We start from the raw sequence: 17,827 nt of genomic DNA, 5'->3' as shown, positions 1-17,827 counted from the left end.
TTTGTATTATGCGAAAGAAGAGGATACTGGTGGCAGCACTCAACTGGGGACTTGGCCACGCCACCCGTTGCATTCCGATAATAAGAGGACTTCAAAGCCATGATTTTGAACCGGTTATAGCTTCTGACGGTCAGGCTGGAGATCTTCTTCAAAAAGAATTTCCGCATTTAACATATATCGAACTTCCCTCCTATAATATTCAGTATTCCAAAAATGGAAATTATTTAAAATGGAAGCTGATGATGGACAGCCCCAGGATCCTGAACGCTATCAAAGCTGAAAAAGAGCTTACTAAAAAGCTGGTAAAGCAATATGAGCTTAAAGGGATAATTTCAGATAACCGATTGGGGGTTAGAAGCAAGAAATTAAAAAGGAATGTTTTTATCACCCATCAGCTAAATGTTCTAAGCGGAAACACCACCTTCCTGAGCAGTTATTTTCATCAGAGATATATCAAAAAATTCGACCAGTGTTGGGTGCCAGATATTGAAGGCGAAAAGAATTTGAGTGGTGTTCTGGGACATCTGCCCACAAAACCTGATCATGTAAAATATATTGGCCCTGTAAGCCGGTTAGAGAAAACTGATGTGCCGGTGATCTACGATTATCTGGTCCTCCTAAGTGGCCCGGAACCTCAGCGCAGCATTCTTGAATCCATTTTAATACATGAGCTGAAAGATTCTGATTATAAAATACTTTTTGTGAGAGGAGTATTTACTGAAGAAGCACAAGACATCACTAACAATCCGAATATTAATATAAAGAACTACTTGTACGGAAGCGCCCTTCAGGAAGCTATAAATTGCAGCAGGTATATAATAAGCCGGCCTGGCTATACAAGCCTGATGGATCTTGCCAAACTGGAAAAAAAAGCATTCTTTATTCCCACCCCGGGTCAGGATGAACAGGAATACCTCGCAGAAAGATTGAAAAAATTAAAAATCGCCCCTTCCTGTAAACAGGATAAGTTCGATAAATCAAAATTAGGGGAGATAGAAAATTACAAAGGTTTAAGTAATTTCGGGGATCACATTTTCTTCAGGGACCTCTTTGCTTTTTTCGAGGGTAAATGAAAATTCACTACCTACTCCAAAAACACTTTCAACATAGATCTTTTCGCCATGGGCCTCCAGGATATGCTTAACGATTGAAAGCCCCAGACCGGAACCTCCTTCTTTTCTCGATCCACTCTTATCAACCCTATAGAAACGTTCAAAAAGGCGCGGGATATTTTCTTCTTCTATACCTTCACCATTATCTGTAACCCTGATAATCACTTTATTTTTTATAAGATTTTCGATACTTATTTCGGTAGTACCTCCTTTCTTACCATATTTGATGGAATTCACAATAAGATTGGTAAGCACCTGCTGAATTCTTTCCTTATCGGCCCTTACGTATACCGGTTTGAAATAATCCATATCAAATGTGAGCGTGATATTCTTTTTTGCCGCCTTCATCTCAAGCAGGTCAAAAGAGCCCTGAATAAGTTCTACAATATTAAAACTCTCATACCTCAAATGAAGATCACCGGTCTCAAGTTTAGTAATCATATCAAGATCCCTCACGATATAAATTAGTCTTTCCACACCTTTGCTCGCCCGGTTAAGATATTTCTTGCGCACCGCTTTGTCTTTATAAGCACCATCTAAAAGAGTAAGTATATAGCCCTGGACAGTAAACAGGGGCGTTTTAAGCTCATGCGATACATTTCCCATGAATTCTTTACGGTAGGCTTCCCGAACCTTTAAAGTTTCAATCTCCAGCTTTTTATCTTCAGCAAACTTCTTCACTTCCCTGGTGAGGCTGGACATATCGGTAGTGATCTGATTAGGGTTAAGGGTTGTTGAATCTAACAGCGAGACATTATCATAAACCTTCTTTATTCTGCGATAAATGAACCTTTCAACCCTGTATTGAATAATGAAGAAACAGAAAAGATAACATGCGATGACAAAGAGAAGGATCCGTGTTACTGAAAATTCAGGGTCGAGATACAGAAAAACGCTAACCGCCACCGCAAGAAAAATACTAATATATAGTGAAGTCCTTAAGGCAAAACGATATGAGCGTTTAAATTTTTTGGTCATTAAACTACAAACTTATAACCTACACCTTTAATGGTCTTAATTCTTTCATCTCCAATTTTTTCGCGCAGCTTTCTTATATGCACATCGATAGTCCTTCCTCCAACAACGATATCATTTCCCCAAACCTTATCCAGGATATCTTCTCTTTTGAAAACTTTACCCGGTTTTGAAGCCAGTAAAGAAAGAAGCTCGAACTCTTTTCTGGGCAGGGCCATTTCTTCCCCTTCCTGAACTATTTTATATTCCTCCCTGTTGATAGTAATATCTCCTAATTTAACAATATTAGATGATTTATCATCTTCCTTGTAACGCCTTAACAAAGCCTTTACCTTACTCACAAGCACCTTTGGCTTGATCGGTTTGGTAATATAATCATCTGCACCCGCATCGAAGCCGGCCATTTGGGAATAATCTTCTCCCCTGGCAGTTAAGAAAGTAATGATGGTATCTTCCATTTCCGGTATCCTCCTAATCTGCTCACAGGCTTCTATACCATCCATTTCGGGCATCATCACATCAAGAATTATAAGGTGAGGCTTGTTCTTTTTTGCAAGTTTCACCGCGTCGGCTCCATTATCTGCAGTGATTACATTATAACCTTCGGAAGAGAGATTATAACCCACAATTTCCAGGATATCCGGCTCATCATCAACCAGTAAAATTTGAATGTCTTTTTTCTTCATAATGAATTACACTGTATTAAGGAGCCATAAAATTAACCATTAATTTGAATTATAGCGGCCTCACAGAAATAGTAACATTAAGCTAACATTATAATGACAAATGATTAATCCTGAGGTAATACAGGCTTTACACCCCCGCCTTTAATTTGCAGCGAGATTTATAGCAAAAAAAGGAAATGAAAAATTACGTATTACTCGCACTAATATTATTTGTATCAACTTTGAAAGCCCAGGATCCCCAAACAGGTTCCATTGCAGGAAAGTTAACCGACCGGGAAATGAACGGTGAACCTCTTCCATTTGCAAATGTAATCATCAAAGGAACATCCACGGGAACTACTTCAGATTATGATGGCCTATATCAATTAAAAAATCTTGATCCAGGAACCTACACGGTAGTCTTCAGTTTTGTGGGCTATGAGACGCTTGAGGTGCCAGAGGTAGTTGTTGAAGCAGGTAAGGTTACTGAGGTGAATACCGATCTTGGCTCCAGCGCTGCCTCTCTTGATGAAGTAGTTATTTCAACGGTAGCAAGGCGCGACTCAGAAGTTGCATTGTTAATAGAACAGAAGAATTCAGTTGAAATAAAGGAGAGTATAGGAGCCAGAGAGCTCGCCAAACTTGGAGTCTCTGATGCCGCAACCGCCACTACAAAAATTTCGGGAGTTACAAGTAGTGAGGCTTCAGGGGATATTTTCGTCAGAGGTCTGGGTGACCGTTACCTTTATACTACTTTAAACGGACTTCCAATTCCTTCTGATGATGTGGAAAGAAAGAATATCGATCTTGGGTTATTCCCTACCAGGGTAATTCAAAACGTGAGTATAAGCAAGGCTTATTCTTCTGAGAATTCGGCCGATCAGGCTTCGGGAACCATTGATATAACATCCAGGGAGCTGTCGGGGACCGAAGAACTTGACCTCGGGCTTCAGTTTGGAATGAATACGAATGCCGTTGGAGAATTCAGTAATTTTAAGGTATCTCCAAACCAGGATGATGTTTATTTCGGATTTTACGACCAGGCGATCCCGATCCAGCATTCACTTAATAATCAAACCTGGAACACACAAACTGATCCTTTTCCACTAAATCGCAAATATTCTATCACTGCAGGTAAGAAGTTTGGGGAAAATCTAAAAGTATTATTAACGGCTTCTCAATCGGCTAAATTTGAATACAACAAAGGTATTTTCAGGGAGTACAGGAGTAATAACCTGTATGATTATTTCACCGATGTGGAGAATTTCTCAAAAACCGACAATACCACAGGATTGCTTGATGTAATCTATGAACTGGATGACAACCACCGTTTTAAGGCTACCAGTTTATTCATCAATAAGCTTACTGACGAAGTATATGAAGCAGGACGTAACGGAGAAGGGGTTGTATTTGAAGAGACTACTCCAAGTGAAAACCTGAATCAATTTGTTCGTGACCAGAATATCAAACAAACCCGACTCTGGGTGAACCAGTTGCATGGATACCATGATTTCATGGATGGCAAAAATGAGCTGGATTGGGCGCTGGGATATAATATCGTAAATGCCGACGAGCCAAATCGTATTCGTAACGAAGTGAATTTTGATGGTGAAGACTTTGTTCAACTGGCCAGAACCGGAGGTTATCAGCAACGAAAATCTTCACAGAAGATAGATGATACAGAATTGAATGCCTTTTTGGAAGATAAGTATAACCTTGTAAAGGATGAGGAGGCCGCAAAGAACATTTTTGTTGAGGCGGGAGCTAATTACAGAAACAAGGAAAGAGACTTTATCTCCCGATTCTTTGGCGCTGATGAGGTAGAACTGAACAGTGTGAACCCACCCTCGATAGACAATATCACCCCGGTGTTCACCACTGAGAACTTTGAGAACGGGACTTTAGATTTCAATCGCCTTACTCCAGACAGGTATAATGCGATCCTGGAATCTTACGCAGGCTTTGCTAATTTCAATTATGGAATTGGAAAATGGAACATCAATCTGGGAGCAAGATACCAGCACGATAATCTTGACATCGTCTTTGACGTGAACAACTATCCTGCGAACAAACCGGAATTCTCATTCAAATCTTACAATAACATCTATCCGAATCTTAATATAAAGTTCGCCCCAAACGAGGATTCCAATATCAGATTTGCAGCAAGTAGAACTATTACTCTACCGGAATTCAAGGAGATCGCTCCATTTGAATATGTATCTCAAACAGGACAGGTTACCAGGGGTAATCCCGACCTGAATGCTTCAACCAACCTCAACTTTGATCTTAAATATGAGTTTTTCCCTAGCTCAGGACAATTGATCTCATTAACCGGGTTCTACAAAAGAATTGATGATCCTATCAACCGGGTTCAGGACAGAGGTTCAGCCGGAGTGTTCTCATATTTCAATGCCGGGGAAAGGGCGAATATTTATGGCCTTGAGCTGGAAACCAGGATGGATGTGATCGAAAATGAAGCCGAAGAAGGGATTGACATGGCAATTTCTTTTAATGCTTCAAGAATGTGGCATGAACAGGACCTGAAGGAAGTTAATAATGATAATGGCACTTTTATAAGGACCTTCAGATATAACGGTAAATCTAAAGTTGGATTACAGGGAGCATCAGACTGGATCTTTAACGGATCGGTTAATTTTTCTAACGAAACTGAAAATCCGTTCAGAGCATCTCTAGTAGCTAACTACGCTTCAGATAAGATATATGCGCTTGGTGCTCCGGAAGTACAGACTCAGAATGATGTATTCTATAACGACGAGATCATCGAAAAAGGTTTTGTAACCCTGGATGCCATTATTTCAAAAGAACTTAATGACAACTGGCAGGTTCAATTTAAAGGCCAGAACCTGCTAAATCCTGAAATCGAAAGAGTACAGGCAATCAGGCCAAGCTCTACGGGAGTTGAAAGCCTCGAAACCGTTAGATCATATACCAGGGGAGCTATATTAAGCCTTGGAGTAAACTATTCATTCTAATCTCAATTATTTATTAACCAAATATTTATTAACCATTCAAAACCAGATTTTGAATTTTAAACCAAAAAAAATGAAAAACGTAATTAAAAAATTTATACTTCTTTTTGGAGTAAGCCTTAGCCTCTTAACCATAGGCTGTAGCGAGGAACCGGTAATTGACCCAATAGATGATGGGACTGGGAATCAAGCCGAAGGAACAGACCTTAACGGCTCAGTTGAAGAAGACAGAACTTTGGATCCTTCAAAAACTTACAGCCTTACCGGAGTACTATCTGTAGAATCTGGAGCGACCCTGACTATTCCTGCCGGAACTCAAATTGTCGCCAAGGACGACACAGATGCAACAGATGTATATATTGTTGTTCAGCAGGGAGCTAATATCGAGATCAACGGTACTTCTTCTGCTCCCGTGGTTATGTCATCCGCAAGCGGCCAGTCCGGTAGCTGGGGAGGTCTTGTGATCGCCGGTAACGCTGTTACTACAGAAGGAGTTGCCGCTACCGCAGAAGTTGGAGGAATCATATACGGAGGCAGTGATGCTAATGATAGTTCTGGTTCTATCAACTACCTGGTATTATCTGATGCCGGTGCACAGATCAACTCTGAATCACAATACAATGGTCTTTCACTTTATGCCGTTGGTGCAGGAACCACCATACAAAATGTTGCGATCATAAATGGAGCCGATGACGGTGTTGAGTTCTTCGGCGGCTCGGCTTCTGTGACAAACCTTTACCTTGAGAATAATGAAGATGATGCTGTGGATTGGACAGAAGGCTGGGATGGTTCAGTGACCAACACTTACGTGCTTCACTCAATTGCTAATTTCTCTACAGCTATTGAAGCAGACGGTGTGGACAATAGTCCTAAATTCACAAACTTTACTGCCGTATCCACTACAGGTGGGACTGCACTTCAATTCAAGAAAAACTCCGGAGCAACTATATCAGGTCTGTCTCTTTCAGGATATGATACTTCTGTAGACATCGTTGAAGAAGGAAGAACAGATTTTTCAAACATACAATTAAACGGAGCTGAAGCAGAGTCTGTAAAAGCATATTCAGGAGCTCAAACCGTATCTGCCGCTAGCTTCGACTGGATCACAAATCGTGGACAGGTCTCTGTACTTCCGGAAACCATTGATAATAACCTAAGCCTTGATGCTAATACCGAATATGTACTTAGCAGTGTGGTTTCGGTTGAAGAAGGAGCTACTTTTACAATTCCTGCGGGAACCAAGATCACAGCAAGATCTGATGATAATGCATCCGGAACCAATATCTATATAGTGGTTCAAAAAGGCGGAAAGATCGATATTCAGGGAACTGAATCGAATCCGGTAATAATGTCTTCTACATCAGGTAAAGCTGGTAGCTGGGGAGGACTTGTGATCGCGGGTAAGGCCGTAACTACTGAAGGTATTGATGCCACTGCTGAAGTTGGTGGAATCATCTACGGAGGTAATGATGCGACTGATAATTCAGGATCTATAAGCTACCTCATTCTTTCGGATGCGGGAGCACAGATCAACTCTGAATCTCAGTATAATGGCCTTTCCCTTTATGCCGTAGGATCAGGGACCACCATTGAAAATGTTGCTATTTTAAATGGAAAAGATGATGGGGTTGAATTCTTTGGAGGATCAGCATCTATAACCAATCTTTTTCTAAAAGACAATGAAGACGATGCCGTTGACTGGACCGAAGGATGGGATGGAAAGATCACGAATACCTATGTATTACATACTATTGAGAATTTCTCTACTGCTATCGAAGCCGATGGGGTGAATAACATGCCTACAATCGAGAACTTTACGGCTGTTTCTGAAACAGGAGGTACCGCACTTCAATTTAAAAAACAGTCGGGTGCAACTATCACAGGCCTTTCACTTTCAGGATACGAAACCATACTGGACATCACTGAAACAGGGAGAACCGATCTTTCAGGAATACAGATAGAAGGTACAGATGCAACTTTAGATGCCTCTTTTGATGCAGATGCTACTGTTGACGTAAGTACATTCGACTGGGCTAATTAAAAAGCAATTTGTTTGTAATAATTTGAATTTCAGATAGTAGCCAAAACCGGGCGGTAAATCACTGCCCGGTTTTTTATTTATATAATTTTTAGATTTTATGCATTTTTATTGGCAGGATTTTTGAAATTTTATTTGTAAGTTTGTTGAAATCTCTATCGCTAAGGATGAAGAAAAAGTACTTATTAACTTTCTTACTTATTGGTTTTCTGATGGTTGCAGCTCCTGCAATTGCTCAGGAAACTTCCCGTGTTCCACAGCGAACAGAGACTCCTATTGATGGATTATCTATTTATCCTAACCCGGTAACTGGGGGAAAAGTTTATATTTCATCCACCAAGAATCAGGATAAGATCATCGAGATCTTTAACGTTCTTGGTAAATCCGTTTATAAGACGAGGATACGGGGAAGAGAAATGGATGTTTCTACCTTGACTCCAGGAATATACATTTTAAAGATACAGGAAGGAAAAGCTAAAGCAACCAGAAAACTGGTCGTTAAATAAACCTTTATTCCTTTAATTTTTAATCAGCTTCTGTTTCAGAGGCTTTTTTTATTCCTTAATTTTGGATAAACTCTCCTTATTCAGTATGCTTCAAGAAAGAATTTTTCAGATATCGCAGGAAAAAGAATTTGAAGCTTTGTCCGTTGATATTTTCAGGTTTCAGTTTGATAATAATAATATCTACAGGCAGTTCTGTAAGCTTATAGGAAGAACTCCACAAAATATTGACTCTTATACCGAAATCCCGTTTTTGCCTATAGAATTCTTCAAAAGCAAAAAGCTAATATCAGGAGTTCAACCTCCCCAGATCACTTTTACCAGTAGCGGAACCACTGGAATGGCTACCAGTAAACATTACGTTACCGATATTCGACTTTACGAAGAAAGTTCCCTGAAGGCTTTTAAAAACTTTTACGGAGATCCTTCAGAATACATCTTTCTTGCCCTCCTCCCCTCCTATCTGGAAAGAAAAGGTTCTTCTTTGGTCTATATGGCGGACTCTCTTATAAAAAGCTCAAACAATCCCGAAAGTGGATTCTACCTGAACAATCTTGAAGAGCTTGCATCGAAACTACAAACACTGGATATAGAAGGTAAAAAACTCTTTTTGATAGGCGTTTCCTTTGCACTATTAGATCTCATTGAAAAGAAAAATTTTGAGCTTAAAAACGCCATTGTAATGGAAACAGGTGGCATGAAGGGACGTCGCAGGGAAATGATAAGAGAAGAACTTCATAGCCGACTAAAAAAAGGATTCGGCGTAAATAGAATACACAGCGAATATGGGATGACCGAATTATTATCACAGGCTTATTCCAAAGGCAACGGTATTTTTGTATGTCCTCCGTGGATGAAGATACTAATCCGGGATCCTGAAGACGCCCTATCTTATCAGGAAAACGGGAAAACCGGAGGAATAAACGTAATTGATCTTGCCAATATAAATTCCTGCTCATTTATTGCCACTCAGGACCTTGGAAGAAAAAAAAATAACGAGGTAGAGATCCTGGGAAGGTTCGATAACAGTGACATTAGAGGCTGCAACCTTCTTTTACTATAATTTTTTTGAAATTTATTTAGAATGATTGTAAAGAAGAAAAAAAAATTACGACACATAAGATGCAGATATCAGTGATTCTCAAATCATTATCTGCAGGCTAAGTGAAATTTTTCATATTAGATTGGTTAGTTAGTTGCAAACCCCTTAGGCTCTCGCTTAAGGGGTTTTGTATTTTAAACCACTCTGATTATATAAGTATTCTTTTTACCCTTATTCAGGATCACATATTTATCGTTTATAAGGTCTGAAGAGGTAATAGTATAATCTTCCTTTACTTTTTCCTTATTCACCGATACAGAATTTTCCTTAAGAGCTCTTCTGGCTTCTCCATTTGAATTTAAAAACCCGGTTTTAGCTGCAAGAGCACCTATCATATCCAAACCATTTTCGATCTCAGTCTTCTCGACCTCAGCCTGCGGCACACCTTCAAAAACATCCAAAAATGTTGACTCATTCAGTTTCCTGAAATCGTCCGCGGTACTTTTTCCAAATAAAACTTCCGAAGCGGTCACGGCATTTTCATACTCCTCTTCATTATGCACCGTAATGGTAACCTCTTTTGCCAGCCTCTTTTGAAGTTTTCTCATGTGAGGAGCCTCCTTATGTTCTGCAATAAGACCTTCTATTTCTTCTTTATCGAGAAAAGTAAAGATCTTGATGTATTTTTCGGCATCCTCATCGCTTGTATTTAACCAGTACTGGTAAAATTTATAAGGAGATGTACGTTTTGCATCCAGCCAGATATTTCCACCTTCACTTTTACCAAATTTACTTCCATCGCTCTTAGTGATCAAAGGACAGGTAAGTGCAAAAGCCTTCCCTGCGGCTTTTCTTCTAACAAGTTCAGTACCCGTGGTGATGTTACCCCACTGGTCACTTCCCCCCATCTGCAGCGTACAATCCATTTTATCAAACAGGTGATAGAAATCGTATCCCTGAACCAGCTGGTATGTAAACTCTGTAAAAGACATTCCCTCAGTTCCTTCGCCCGAGATACGGTTCTTCACAGAATCTTTAGCCATCATATAATTCACCGTAATATGCTTCCCAACGTCACGAATGAATTCCAGAAAACTGATCTCTTTCATCCAGTCGTAGTTATTTACCATCACCGCATCATTCTCTTTCCCGCTTTTGAAATCAAGAAACTGAGAAAGCTGGTTTTTCACACACTCCTGGTTATGCCTTAAAGTTTCCTCATCCAGCAAATTTCTTTCGCTGGACTTACCACTGGGGTCCCCAATCATACCTGTTGCTCCTCCCACAAGTGCAATTGGCTTATGACCACTCCTTTGCAAATGAGCCAGGAGCATAATTGGCACCAGATTTCCTATATGCAAAGAATCGGCAGTTGGATCAAAACCAACATAAGCCGATCTCATTTTTTCGTTTAGATGTTCTTCGGTTCCGGGCATGGCATCATGCAACATCCCACGCCAGCGAAGTTCTTCTACCAGGTTCTTAATCATTTCTTCCAAATTATTTTCCTTACTTATGCTACTGTATTTAACATGTGAAATCACCATTTTAAAGGGATTTCAACGTGATTTACTTTACAAAAATTCTATTCTTTTTAAAAGCAGCCGTAAAGATACCATAAAGCTTTATTTTTCCTAAGTGCTTTAGCTATATTTACCGTATGATTCTGGTTACAGGCGGAACAGGTTTAGTTGGCACACATCTCTTATATGAGTTGGTGCAAAAAAATGCAAGGATTCGGGCAACAGTTCGTCCGTCAAGTGACATAAGGACTGTTAGAAAGGTCTTTGGATATTATTCGGAAAAGGCTGAAGCCGATCGTCTTTTCAATAAGATAGACTGGGTAACGGCTGAGATCAATGATATTCCAGCGCTCACTGAGGCATTTGAAGGGATTAAATCTGTATATCACTGCGCCGCCCTTATTTCTTTTGATCCTTCTGATGAAAAAAGACTTCGGAAAATAAATATTGAAGGAACCGCAAATGTGGTCAACCTTTGTATTGCTAAAAAGATCAGGAAGTTATGTTATGTAAGTAGCGTAGCAGCCATAGGATCTGGACCAGGAGAAAAAATTGATGAAAACGCCAAATGGAATCCTGAAGAGGATCATAATGATTATGCCATTTCAAAGTACGGAGCAGAAATAGAAGTTTGGCGGGGAACCCAGGAAGGAATCGACACGGTAATTGTAAATCCCGGAATAATAATCGGTCCCGGTTTCTGGAATAGCGGCAGCGGAAAAATTTTCAGCAGAATAGACAAAGGATTAAAATTTCATTTTCCAAAGGTGAGCGGATTTGTAGGAGTGAATGATGTGGTGGAAGCCATGATTCGCTTAATGAATACTGATATCAGAAATGAAAAGTTCATACTGGTATCTGAAAATCTGAGTTTTGAATATGTACTTAAAGCTACGGCAGAATATATGGATAAACCCAGACCCAACAAACAGTTGAAGAAATGGATGATCGCGATTGGCTGGATATTTCAGAAGATTGGTAGCTGGTTTGGAGGGAAAAGAGAAATTACTAAGGACTCTATCAAAGGCTTATATACAAAAACCTATTATAACAGTTCGAAAATTTCCAAAGCCATCAACCTGGAATTCACCCCAATTTCTGAAGTTCTTAAAGAAACTACTCGCTTCTACCTTAAAGAATCTGCAAAGAAGAATTAAACTTCAAGAGAATCCCGTTCCCTACTTATCCTTTTAGGAATGGGCAACAAACTATCCCGAACCGATTTTTTCTGTTTCTTGATTTCAGTCTCCAGGGAGTCCCTGTCTATCCCTAAAGAGTCTAGAAGCTCCAAGGAATCTTTTTGTGCCTTCTTAATACTATCCTCCCTTTTAATTTCCAGATCTCTTAAAGAATCCAGCCTGGTTTTCATACGTTGTATTCGTGCTTTTACACTATCATAAATGCGCTCATACTGGGTATATTGCTCGGCATAGTAATTACTGCTTCTTTCAAACTGCAGACTGTCTATATCGAATTTCTCATAAATATACTGATCTGGCTTTATGCCGGTTTCTTCAAGCTTAAATTTATTGTAATTCCTGGCCGCCTGAAGAATCGATATTTCGGTAAGTACATCTATCATTTTACTTTCCGGAATGAGGTCATCGGGCTTCCTGGTTTTTTTCAGATCCTGGCAGGACACCGAAAAAACCATAAGAAATAATAGTGCAACAGTATTTTTGAAATTAACGGTCAAAAGTGATGCGTTCTGCAATTTTAGAAAATGGCTGATGTTTAAAATTCTTGTAGACCAGCTTACCGTTAACAAAGGTATGTGTTACTCTTGATTTGAAAGTCGTCCCTTCAAAAGGCGACCATTTACATTTGGAAAAAATATTATCCTGTTGTACAGCCCAGGGTGAATTCAGGTCTACCAGTACAAGATCGGCCTTAAAGCCTTCCCTTATAAATCCTCTTTTCTCTATCTGGAATAAAATTGCAGGATTATGACAGGCCTTCTCCACTATCTTTTCCAGTGAAATCTTACCCTGATGATACATTTGAAGAAGAGCTGGCAAAGCATGCTGTACCAGTGGCCCGCCACTCGGCGCCTTGGTATAAACATTTTTTTTCTCTTCCCTTGTATGAGGAGCATGATCTGTAGCTAATACGTCCAGGTGATTATCCAATAGCCCTTGCAGTAAAGCTTCCTGGTCTTTCTTTGTCTTGACCGCAGGATTCCATTTTATAAAGGTTCCCTTGTTCACATAATCTGAATCATTGAACCAGAGATGATGAATACAAACCTCAGCAGTGATCTTTTTATCCTTTAAAGCTTTCTTACTATTGAAAAGACTGAGTTCTTTTGCCGTTGAGATATGGAAGACATGTAATCTGGCACCGGTTTTCTGTGCAAGTTTTACCGCTTTTGAAGAAGATTTATAGCATGCCTCTTCACTTCTTATCTTGGGGTGCAATTCGATTGGAATATCGTCCCCATATCTTTCCATACATTCTGCCAGGTTATCCTTGATTGTTTGCTCATCCTCACAATGAACTGCGATAATGACAGGCGATTTCTTGAAGATCTGCTCAAGTACCTTTTCATTATCTACCAGCATATTCCCGGTAGAAGAACCAAGAAATAATTTCAGGGCAGCCACCGATTTAGGATCTATTTTCTCTATCTCGCTAAGGTTATCATTGGTCCCGCCGAACATAAAGGAATAGTTGGCCCAGGACGTCTCAGCAGCCAGTTTGAATTTTTCTTCAAGCAACTCAATAGTGGTGGTCTGTGGAAGCGTGTTTGGCATTTCAAAAAAAGTAGTAATCCCACCTGCCACAGCTGCTTTGGAACCGGTCTCTATACATTCTTTATGTGTTAAACCGGGCTCCCTGAAGTGTACCTGATCATCAATGAGCCCCGGAAGCAGATAAGTTCCCTCTGCATCATAAATACTCACATCAGGTGACTTGGCGCTTATACTTTCAGAGATCTCAGAGATGATACCGTCTTCTATAAATACGTCTCCATCCTGGATCTTACCTTCGTTTACAATCTTTGCGTTCTTAATTAATACTTTTCTCATCAGACTTTTATCCTGTTAAACAGACTTTTCAGCTTCATTTTTATTACTCCAAAAGCGGCTTCGGAAATAATAGAGCCACTCATCTTGGAAGTTCCCCGCGTCCTGTCAGTAAAAATCACCGGGACTTCCACTATTTTAAATCCTAAAAGATGAGATTTAAATTTCATCTCTATCTGGAAAGCATAACCTACAAACTGGATCTTATCCAGGTTTATTGCTTCCAGGACTTCTCTTTTATAGCAAACAAAACCGGCGGTAGTATCTTCCACATCCATTCCGGTTATGAATCTAACATATCTCGAGGCAAGCCAGGACATTAAGACCCGGTTCATTGGCCAGTTTATAACATTTACCCCGGTTATATAACGGGATCCTATAGCCACATCTGCCCCATCCCTTTTACAGGTATTGTACAAACGTACAAGGTCGTTGGGATTATGCGAAAAATCGGCATCCATTTCAAATATATATTCATAATCCCTTTTCAGGGCCCATTTAAAGCCATGTATATATGCTGTACCGAGACCCTGTTTTCCAGTACGTTCTTCCAGGTACAATTTTTCCGGGAATTCAGCCTGCAGGGTTCTAACCCTTGTTGCCGTTCCGTCGGGAGAATTATCATCTACCACCAGTATATGAAATTTACGTCTTTGAGAGAACACATTCCTTATAATGCGTTCAATGTTTTCAATTTCATTAAATGTGGGTATAATAATTATCCCATTCACCATTCCCAAAAATTTTGCACAAATGTAGGCAAATTAAATCTTCAAAACTTTATGTTAACCACCGGGATTAATGGTCAAAATTTTACATTTGTAAAAAAAATCCCATGCAGGCCATCGAAAGAATTCATGAACATCAGGACTGGATCACTTTGGTATTTCTAGCCTGTTTTATTCTTCTGGTCATTGCAAAGATTTTATTCCCACAACGTTTCGAGGAATTCACCTCCCTTTTGAACTCCGGTAAATTTATAGCCTTTAAAGGAAAGGAGAATAAGGCTTTTCATCCTTTTAACATTTTATTGTTGTGTATGCAGGCTCTGGCGGTTTCCATCTTTCTTTTTATTGCTTATCGCTATTTTTATGAACTTCAACAATCAGCATTAATAGTTTTTATAAGGATTCTCACGGCTTATTTCTGCCTATTATTAATAAAAGCTGGAATTGAGAAGATCGTAGGAAATATCTTTGAAATGGATGAAAAAATCGATTATTACCTCTTCCAAAAATTTAGTTATCGTAATTTCATCTCTCTTTTTCTATTACTGGCATCATTATTTTTGATTTACAGTTTGAATCCAACAGTCTTACTTATAGGAGTAGTAGGAGGTACGGCAATTGTTGCGAATTCTGTTGCTCTTTTTATCATATACAGAAGAAATCAAAGTGTGCTTAGCGCCAATTGGTTCTATTTTATTTTGTACCTTTGCGCACTTGAAATTGCCCCTTATATTATTTTGTACAAGCTTATTACAAACTAAAAAGGATCTAATAAAGTTTTATATATGAAAGTGAAAACAATTTTGGTTTCTCAGCCAGAACCGAAGGTTGAAAATTCACCTTATTTTGAGCTGGAGGAAAAGCAAAAAGTAAAAATTGATTTCATACCTTTTATTCATGTTGAAGGAGTGCCTTCTAAAGAGGTGAGACAACAAAAAGTAGATCTCTCACAGTATACGGCAATCATACTTACCAGCCGTAACGCCGTAGATCATTTCTTTAGAATTGCTGAGGAAATGAGGTATAAGGTACCAGATACGCTGAAGTATTTCTGCCAGAGTGAGGCCGTGGCCTATTACCTTCAGAAATATGTGGTTTACCGAAAAAGAAAGATCTACGTAGGTAAAAGAACTTTTGCTGAGCTGGCACCACTGATCAAAAAATATAAGAACGAGAAATTTCTATTACCATCATCAGACATGTTGAAGCCTGATGTGCCAAGAACGTTGAATAAACTTGGAGTGGAATGGAAAAAAGCCATCTTTTATCGAACTGTTGTAAGTGACCTTTCTCACCTGAAAGATGTTACTTATGACATTCTGGTATTCTTTAGCCCTAGCGGGATTAAATCCCTTTTCGAGAATTTTCCAGACTTCAAACAGAATAACACTCGAATTGCCGTGTTTGGTAATACCACTATCAAAGCAGCCAAAGAACATGGTCTTGTTGTGAATATTAAGGCTCCTACGCCCGAAACGCCGAGTATGACCATGGCTATCAACAAATATATAAGCGAGGTGAATAAGAAATAATTACCTTCTTTCAATAAAGATTAAACATAAAAAATCCGGTCAACTCAATGACCGGATTTTTCATTTACAACATCTAACAATTTAAAAAACTACTCTTTTGGAGCTCCTTTCATTATTTCTTCATTAGCATAAGCTTCAAATTTGCTAAAATTCTTTCTGAAGAAATTTGCGAGTTCCTTTGCTTTTCTATCATAGGCTTCTTTATCCTGCCATGTATTTTTAGGATTGAGAATTTCCGAAGGCACACCTTCACAGGATTTAGGCATTTGCAGGCCGAAGATCTCATGGGTTTCGAACTCCACATCATCCAGTTTCCCTTCAAGAGCTGAACTTATCATTTCACGGGTGTATTTCAGTTTCATTCTGCTTCCAACTCCGTAAGGTCCACCGGTCCATCCCGTATTTACTAACCATACATTTACTCCTGCCGCTTTCATTTTGGCACTAAGCATCTCGGCATATTTGGTAGGGTGTAACGGCATAAACGGGGCTCCAAAGCATGCTGAAAAGCTTGGAATAGGCTCATCTACACCCGCTTCGGTACCGGCCACCTTAGCTGTATAGCCGCTAATGAAATGATAGGCTGCCTGGCCCGGAGTAAGCTTGCTTATAGGAGGTAAAACTCCAAAAGCATCTGCCGTAAGGAAAAAGATGTTCTTAGGATTTTTTCCTGAAGAAGGCTCCTGGATATTGTGAATATGATTTATAGGATAACTTACCCTTGTATTCTGAGTAATTGTGGTATTGGTGAAATCAACATTGCCTTTATCGTCCAGCACAACATTTTCAAGAATGGCTCCTGGTTTGATCGCACGGTAGATATCAGGCTCATTTTCTTCCGAAAGATTTATAACCTTCGCATAGCAGCCACCTTCAAAATTAAAAATGGTATTATCAGCCGTCCAGCCATGCTCATCATCACCGATAAGTTTTCTTTCCGGGTCGGCCGACAATGTTGTTTTTCCTGTACCCGAAAGCCCAAAGAATATTGCTGTATCTCCATCCTCTCCCACATTTGCAGAGCAGTGCATTGGCAGGGTATCTTTATATACAGGCAGGATGAAGTTAAGAGCAGAGAATATACCTTTCTTGATCTCACCGGTATAACCAGTACCTCCAATAAGAGCGATCTTTTTTGAAAAATTGAGAATAGCAAAATTCTCCTGGCGAGTACCATCAACTTCCGGATTCGCTTTAAAACCAGGTGCATTAATAACAAGCCAGTCTTCCTTAAAATGATCAAGTTCGTCGTCACCAGGCCTTAAGAACATATTGAAAGCGAACATATTTGACCACGGAAATTCGTTGACCACCCGTATATTCAAACGATATTTATTATCTGCACAGGCAAAGGCATCTCGCACATAAATCTCCTTACCTCCAAGATAGGCGACAACCTTTTTATAGAGTTTATCAAATTTTTCAGAATCAAAAGGAATATTGATATCTCCCCACCATACTTTATCTTTAGTTACCTCATCTTTGACAATAAATCTGTCTTTTGGAGATCTTCCGGTAAATTTACCGGTGTTTACTGCGAGCGCTCCGAATGAAGTTTCAGTACCCTGACCAAGTCTTAGAGTTTCTTCATGAAGTTCCTGCGGAGCTAACTGATAATGTACATTGGCATTATTGATCCCGTAATCCTCTAACGAAATCGTTTTCGTAATTTGGGTGTTTTCGACCATAAAAA

General features: G+C 39.5%; 15 protein-coding genes. 8 read left to right on the top strand and 7 right to left on the bottom strand.

The features are described 5' to 3' along the window. The first annotated feature begins 8 nt into the window (after positions 1–8). Complete coding sequence (locus NE848_RS04960; RefSeq protein WP_252111117.1) at positions 9–1,073, top strand: glycosyltransferase; 1,065 nt, start codon at positions 9–11, stop codon at positions 1,071–1,073. On the opposite strand, the gene NE848_RS04955 is transcribed toward NE848_RS04960, so the two are convergent. Together NE848_RS04955 and NE848_RS04950 are read right to left on the bottom strand one after the other, a co-directional pair. After that, positions 1,011–2,090 (bottom strand): sensor histidine kinase, encoded by a 1,080-nt coding sequence (locus NE848_RS04955; RefSeq protein WP_252111116.1) that lies wholly within the window; start codon positions 2,088–2,090, stop codon positions 1,011–1,013. The genes NE848_RS04960 and NE848_RS04955 overlap by 63 nt on opposite strands. Then, positions 2,090–2,773: a response regulator transcription factor gene (locus NE848_RS04950; RefSeq protein WP_252111115.1), complete on the bottom strand. Its 684-nt coding sequence runs from the start codon at positions 2,771–2,773 to the stop codon at positions 2,090–2,092. Before NE848_RS04950 ends, NE848_RS04955 begins: the two co-directional genes overlap by 1 nt. Positions 2,774–2,949: 176 nt before the next feature. Here NE848_RS04950 and NE848_RS04945 point away from each other — a divergent pair, with 176 nt between their 5' ends. The 4 genes from NE848_RS04945 (at position 2,950) to NE848_RS04930 (ending at position 9,346) form a co-directional block, all read left to right on the top strand. After that, complete coding sequence (locus NE848_RS04945; RefSeq protein ID WP_252111114.1) at positions 2,950–5,745, top strand: TonB-dependent receptor; 2,796 nt, start codon at positions 2,950–2,952, stop codon at positions 5,743–5,745. A gap of 70 nt (positions 5,746–5,815) precedes the next feature. After that, positions 5,816–7,783, top strand: a complete 1,968-nt coding sequence (locus NE848_RS04940; RefSeq protein WP_252111113.1) for a hypothetical protein — start codon at positions 5,816–5,818, stop codon at positions 7,781–7,783. 164 nt (positions 7,784–7,947) lie between these two features. Further along, positions 7,948–8,286, top strand: a complete 339-nt coding sequence (locus tag NE848_RS04935) for a T9SS type A sorting domain-containing protein (RefSeq protein ID WP_252111112.1) — start codon at positions 7,948–7,950, stop codon at positions 8,284–8,286. Positions 8,287–8,371: 85 nt separating this feature from the next. Beyond that, positions 8,372–9,346: a LuxE/PaaK family acyltransferase gene (locus NE848_RS04930; protein ID WP_252111111.1), complete on the top strand. Its 975-nt coding sequence runs from the start codon at positions 8,372–8,374 to the stop codon at positions 9,344–9,346. Between the two features lie 173 nt (positions 9,347–9,519). On the opposite strand, the gene tyrS is transcribed toward NE848_RS04930, so the two are convergent. After that, positions 9,520–10,815, bottom strand: coding sequence for a tyrosine--tRNA ligase (gene tyrS / locus NE848_RS04925; RefSeq protein WP_252112107.1), 1,296 nt, complete (start codon positions 10,813–10,815; stop codon positions 9,520–9,522). Positions 10,816–10,985: 170 nt separating this feature from the next. On the opposite strand from tyrS, the gene NE848_RS04920 reads away from it, so the two are divergent. Next, positions 10,986–12,005, top strand: coding sequence for an NAD-dependent epimerase/dehydratase family protein (locus NE848_RS04920; protein WP_252111110.1), 1,020 nt, complete (start codon positions 10,986–10,988; stop codon positions 12,003–12,005). Here the strand turns inward: NE848_RS04920 and NE848_RS04915 are convergent. The 3 genes from NE848_RS04915 to NE848_RS04905 are packed head-to-tail and all read right to left on the bottom strand — an operon-like array spanning position 12,002 to position 14,608. Further along, positions 12,002–12,562 (bottom strand): DUF4296 domain-containing protein, encoded by a 561-nt coding sequence (locus NE848_RS04915; protein WP_252111109.1) that lies wholly within the window; start codon positions 12,560–12,562, stop codon positions 12,002–12,004. The genes NE848_RS04920 and NE848_RS04915 overlap by 4 nt on opposite strands. Next, positions 12,534–13,877 (bottom strand): dihydroorotase, encoded by a 1,344-nt coding sequence (locus NE848_RS04910; RefSeq protein ID WP_252111108.1) that lies wholly within the window; start codon positions 13,875–13,877, stop codon positions 12,534–12,536. The genes NE848_RS04915 and NE848_RS04910 overlap by 29 nt, the downstream gene beginning before the upstream one ends. After that, positions 13,877–14,608, bottom strand: coding sequence for a polyprenol monophosphomannose synthase (locus tag NE848_RS04905; RefSeq protein ID WP_252111107.1), 732 nt, complete (start codon positions 14,606–14,608; stop codon positions 13,877–13,879). The genes NE848_RS04910 and NE848_RS04905 overlap by 1 nt, the downstream gene beginning before the upstream one ends. 101 nt (positions 14,609–14,709) lie before the next feature. Here NE848_RS04905 and NE848_RS04900 point away from each other — a divergent pair, with 101 nt between their 5' ends. After that, positions 14,710–15,363: a DUF4271 domain-containing protein gene (locus NE848_RS04900; RefSeq protein ID WP_252111106.1), complete on the top strand. Its 654-nt coding sequence runs from the start codon at positions 14,710–14,712 to the stop codon at positions 15,361–15,363. A 24-nt stretch (positions 15,364–15,387) separates the two neighbouring features. Next, positions 15,388–16,134 (top strand): uroporphyrinogen-III synthase, encoded by a 747-nt coding sequence (locus NE848_RS04895; protein ID WP_252111105.1) that lies wholly within the window; start codon positions 15,388–15,390, stop codon positions 16,132–16,134. Positions 16,135–16,223: 89 nt separating this feature from the next. On the opposite strand, the gene pckA is transcribed toward NE848_RS04895, so the two are convergent. After that, positions 16,224–17,822, bottom strand: coding sequence for a phosphoenolpyruvate carboxykinase (ATP) (gene pckA / locus NE848_RS04890; protein WP_252111104.1), 1,599 nt, complete (start codon positions 17,820–17,822; stop codon positions 16,224–16,226). Positions 17,823–17,827: the final 5 nt, after the last annotated feature.

The sequence above is a fragment of the Gramella jeungdoensis genome, assembly GCF_023805255.1.
Taxonomy (GTDB): domain Bacteria; phylum Bacteroidota; class Bacteroidia; order Flavobacteriales; family Flavobacteriaceae; genus Christiangramia; species Christiangramia jeungdoensis.
The sequence above is the reverse complement of the archived record's forward strand: the minus strand, read 5'-3'. Positions and strand labels throughout refer to the sequence as shown.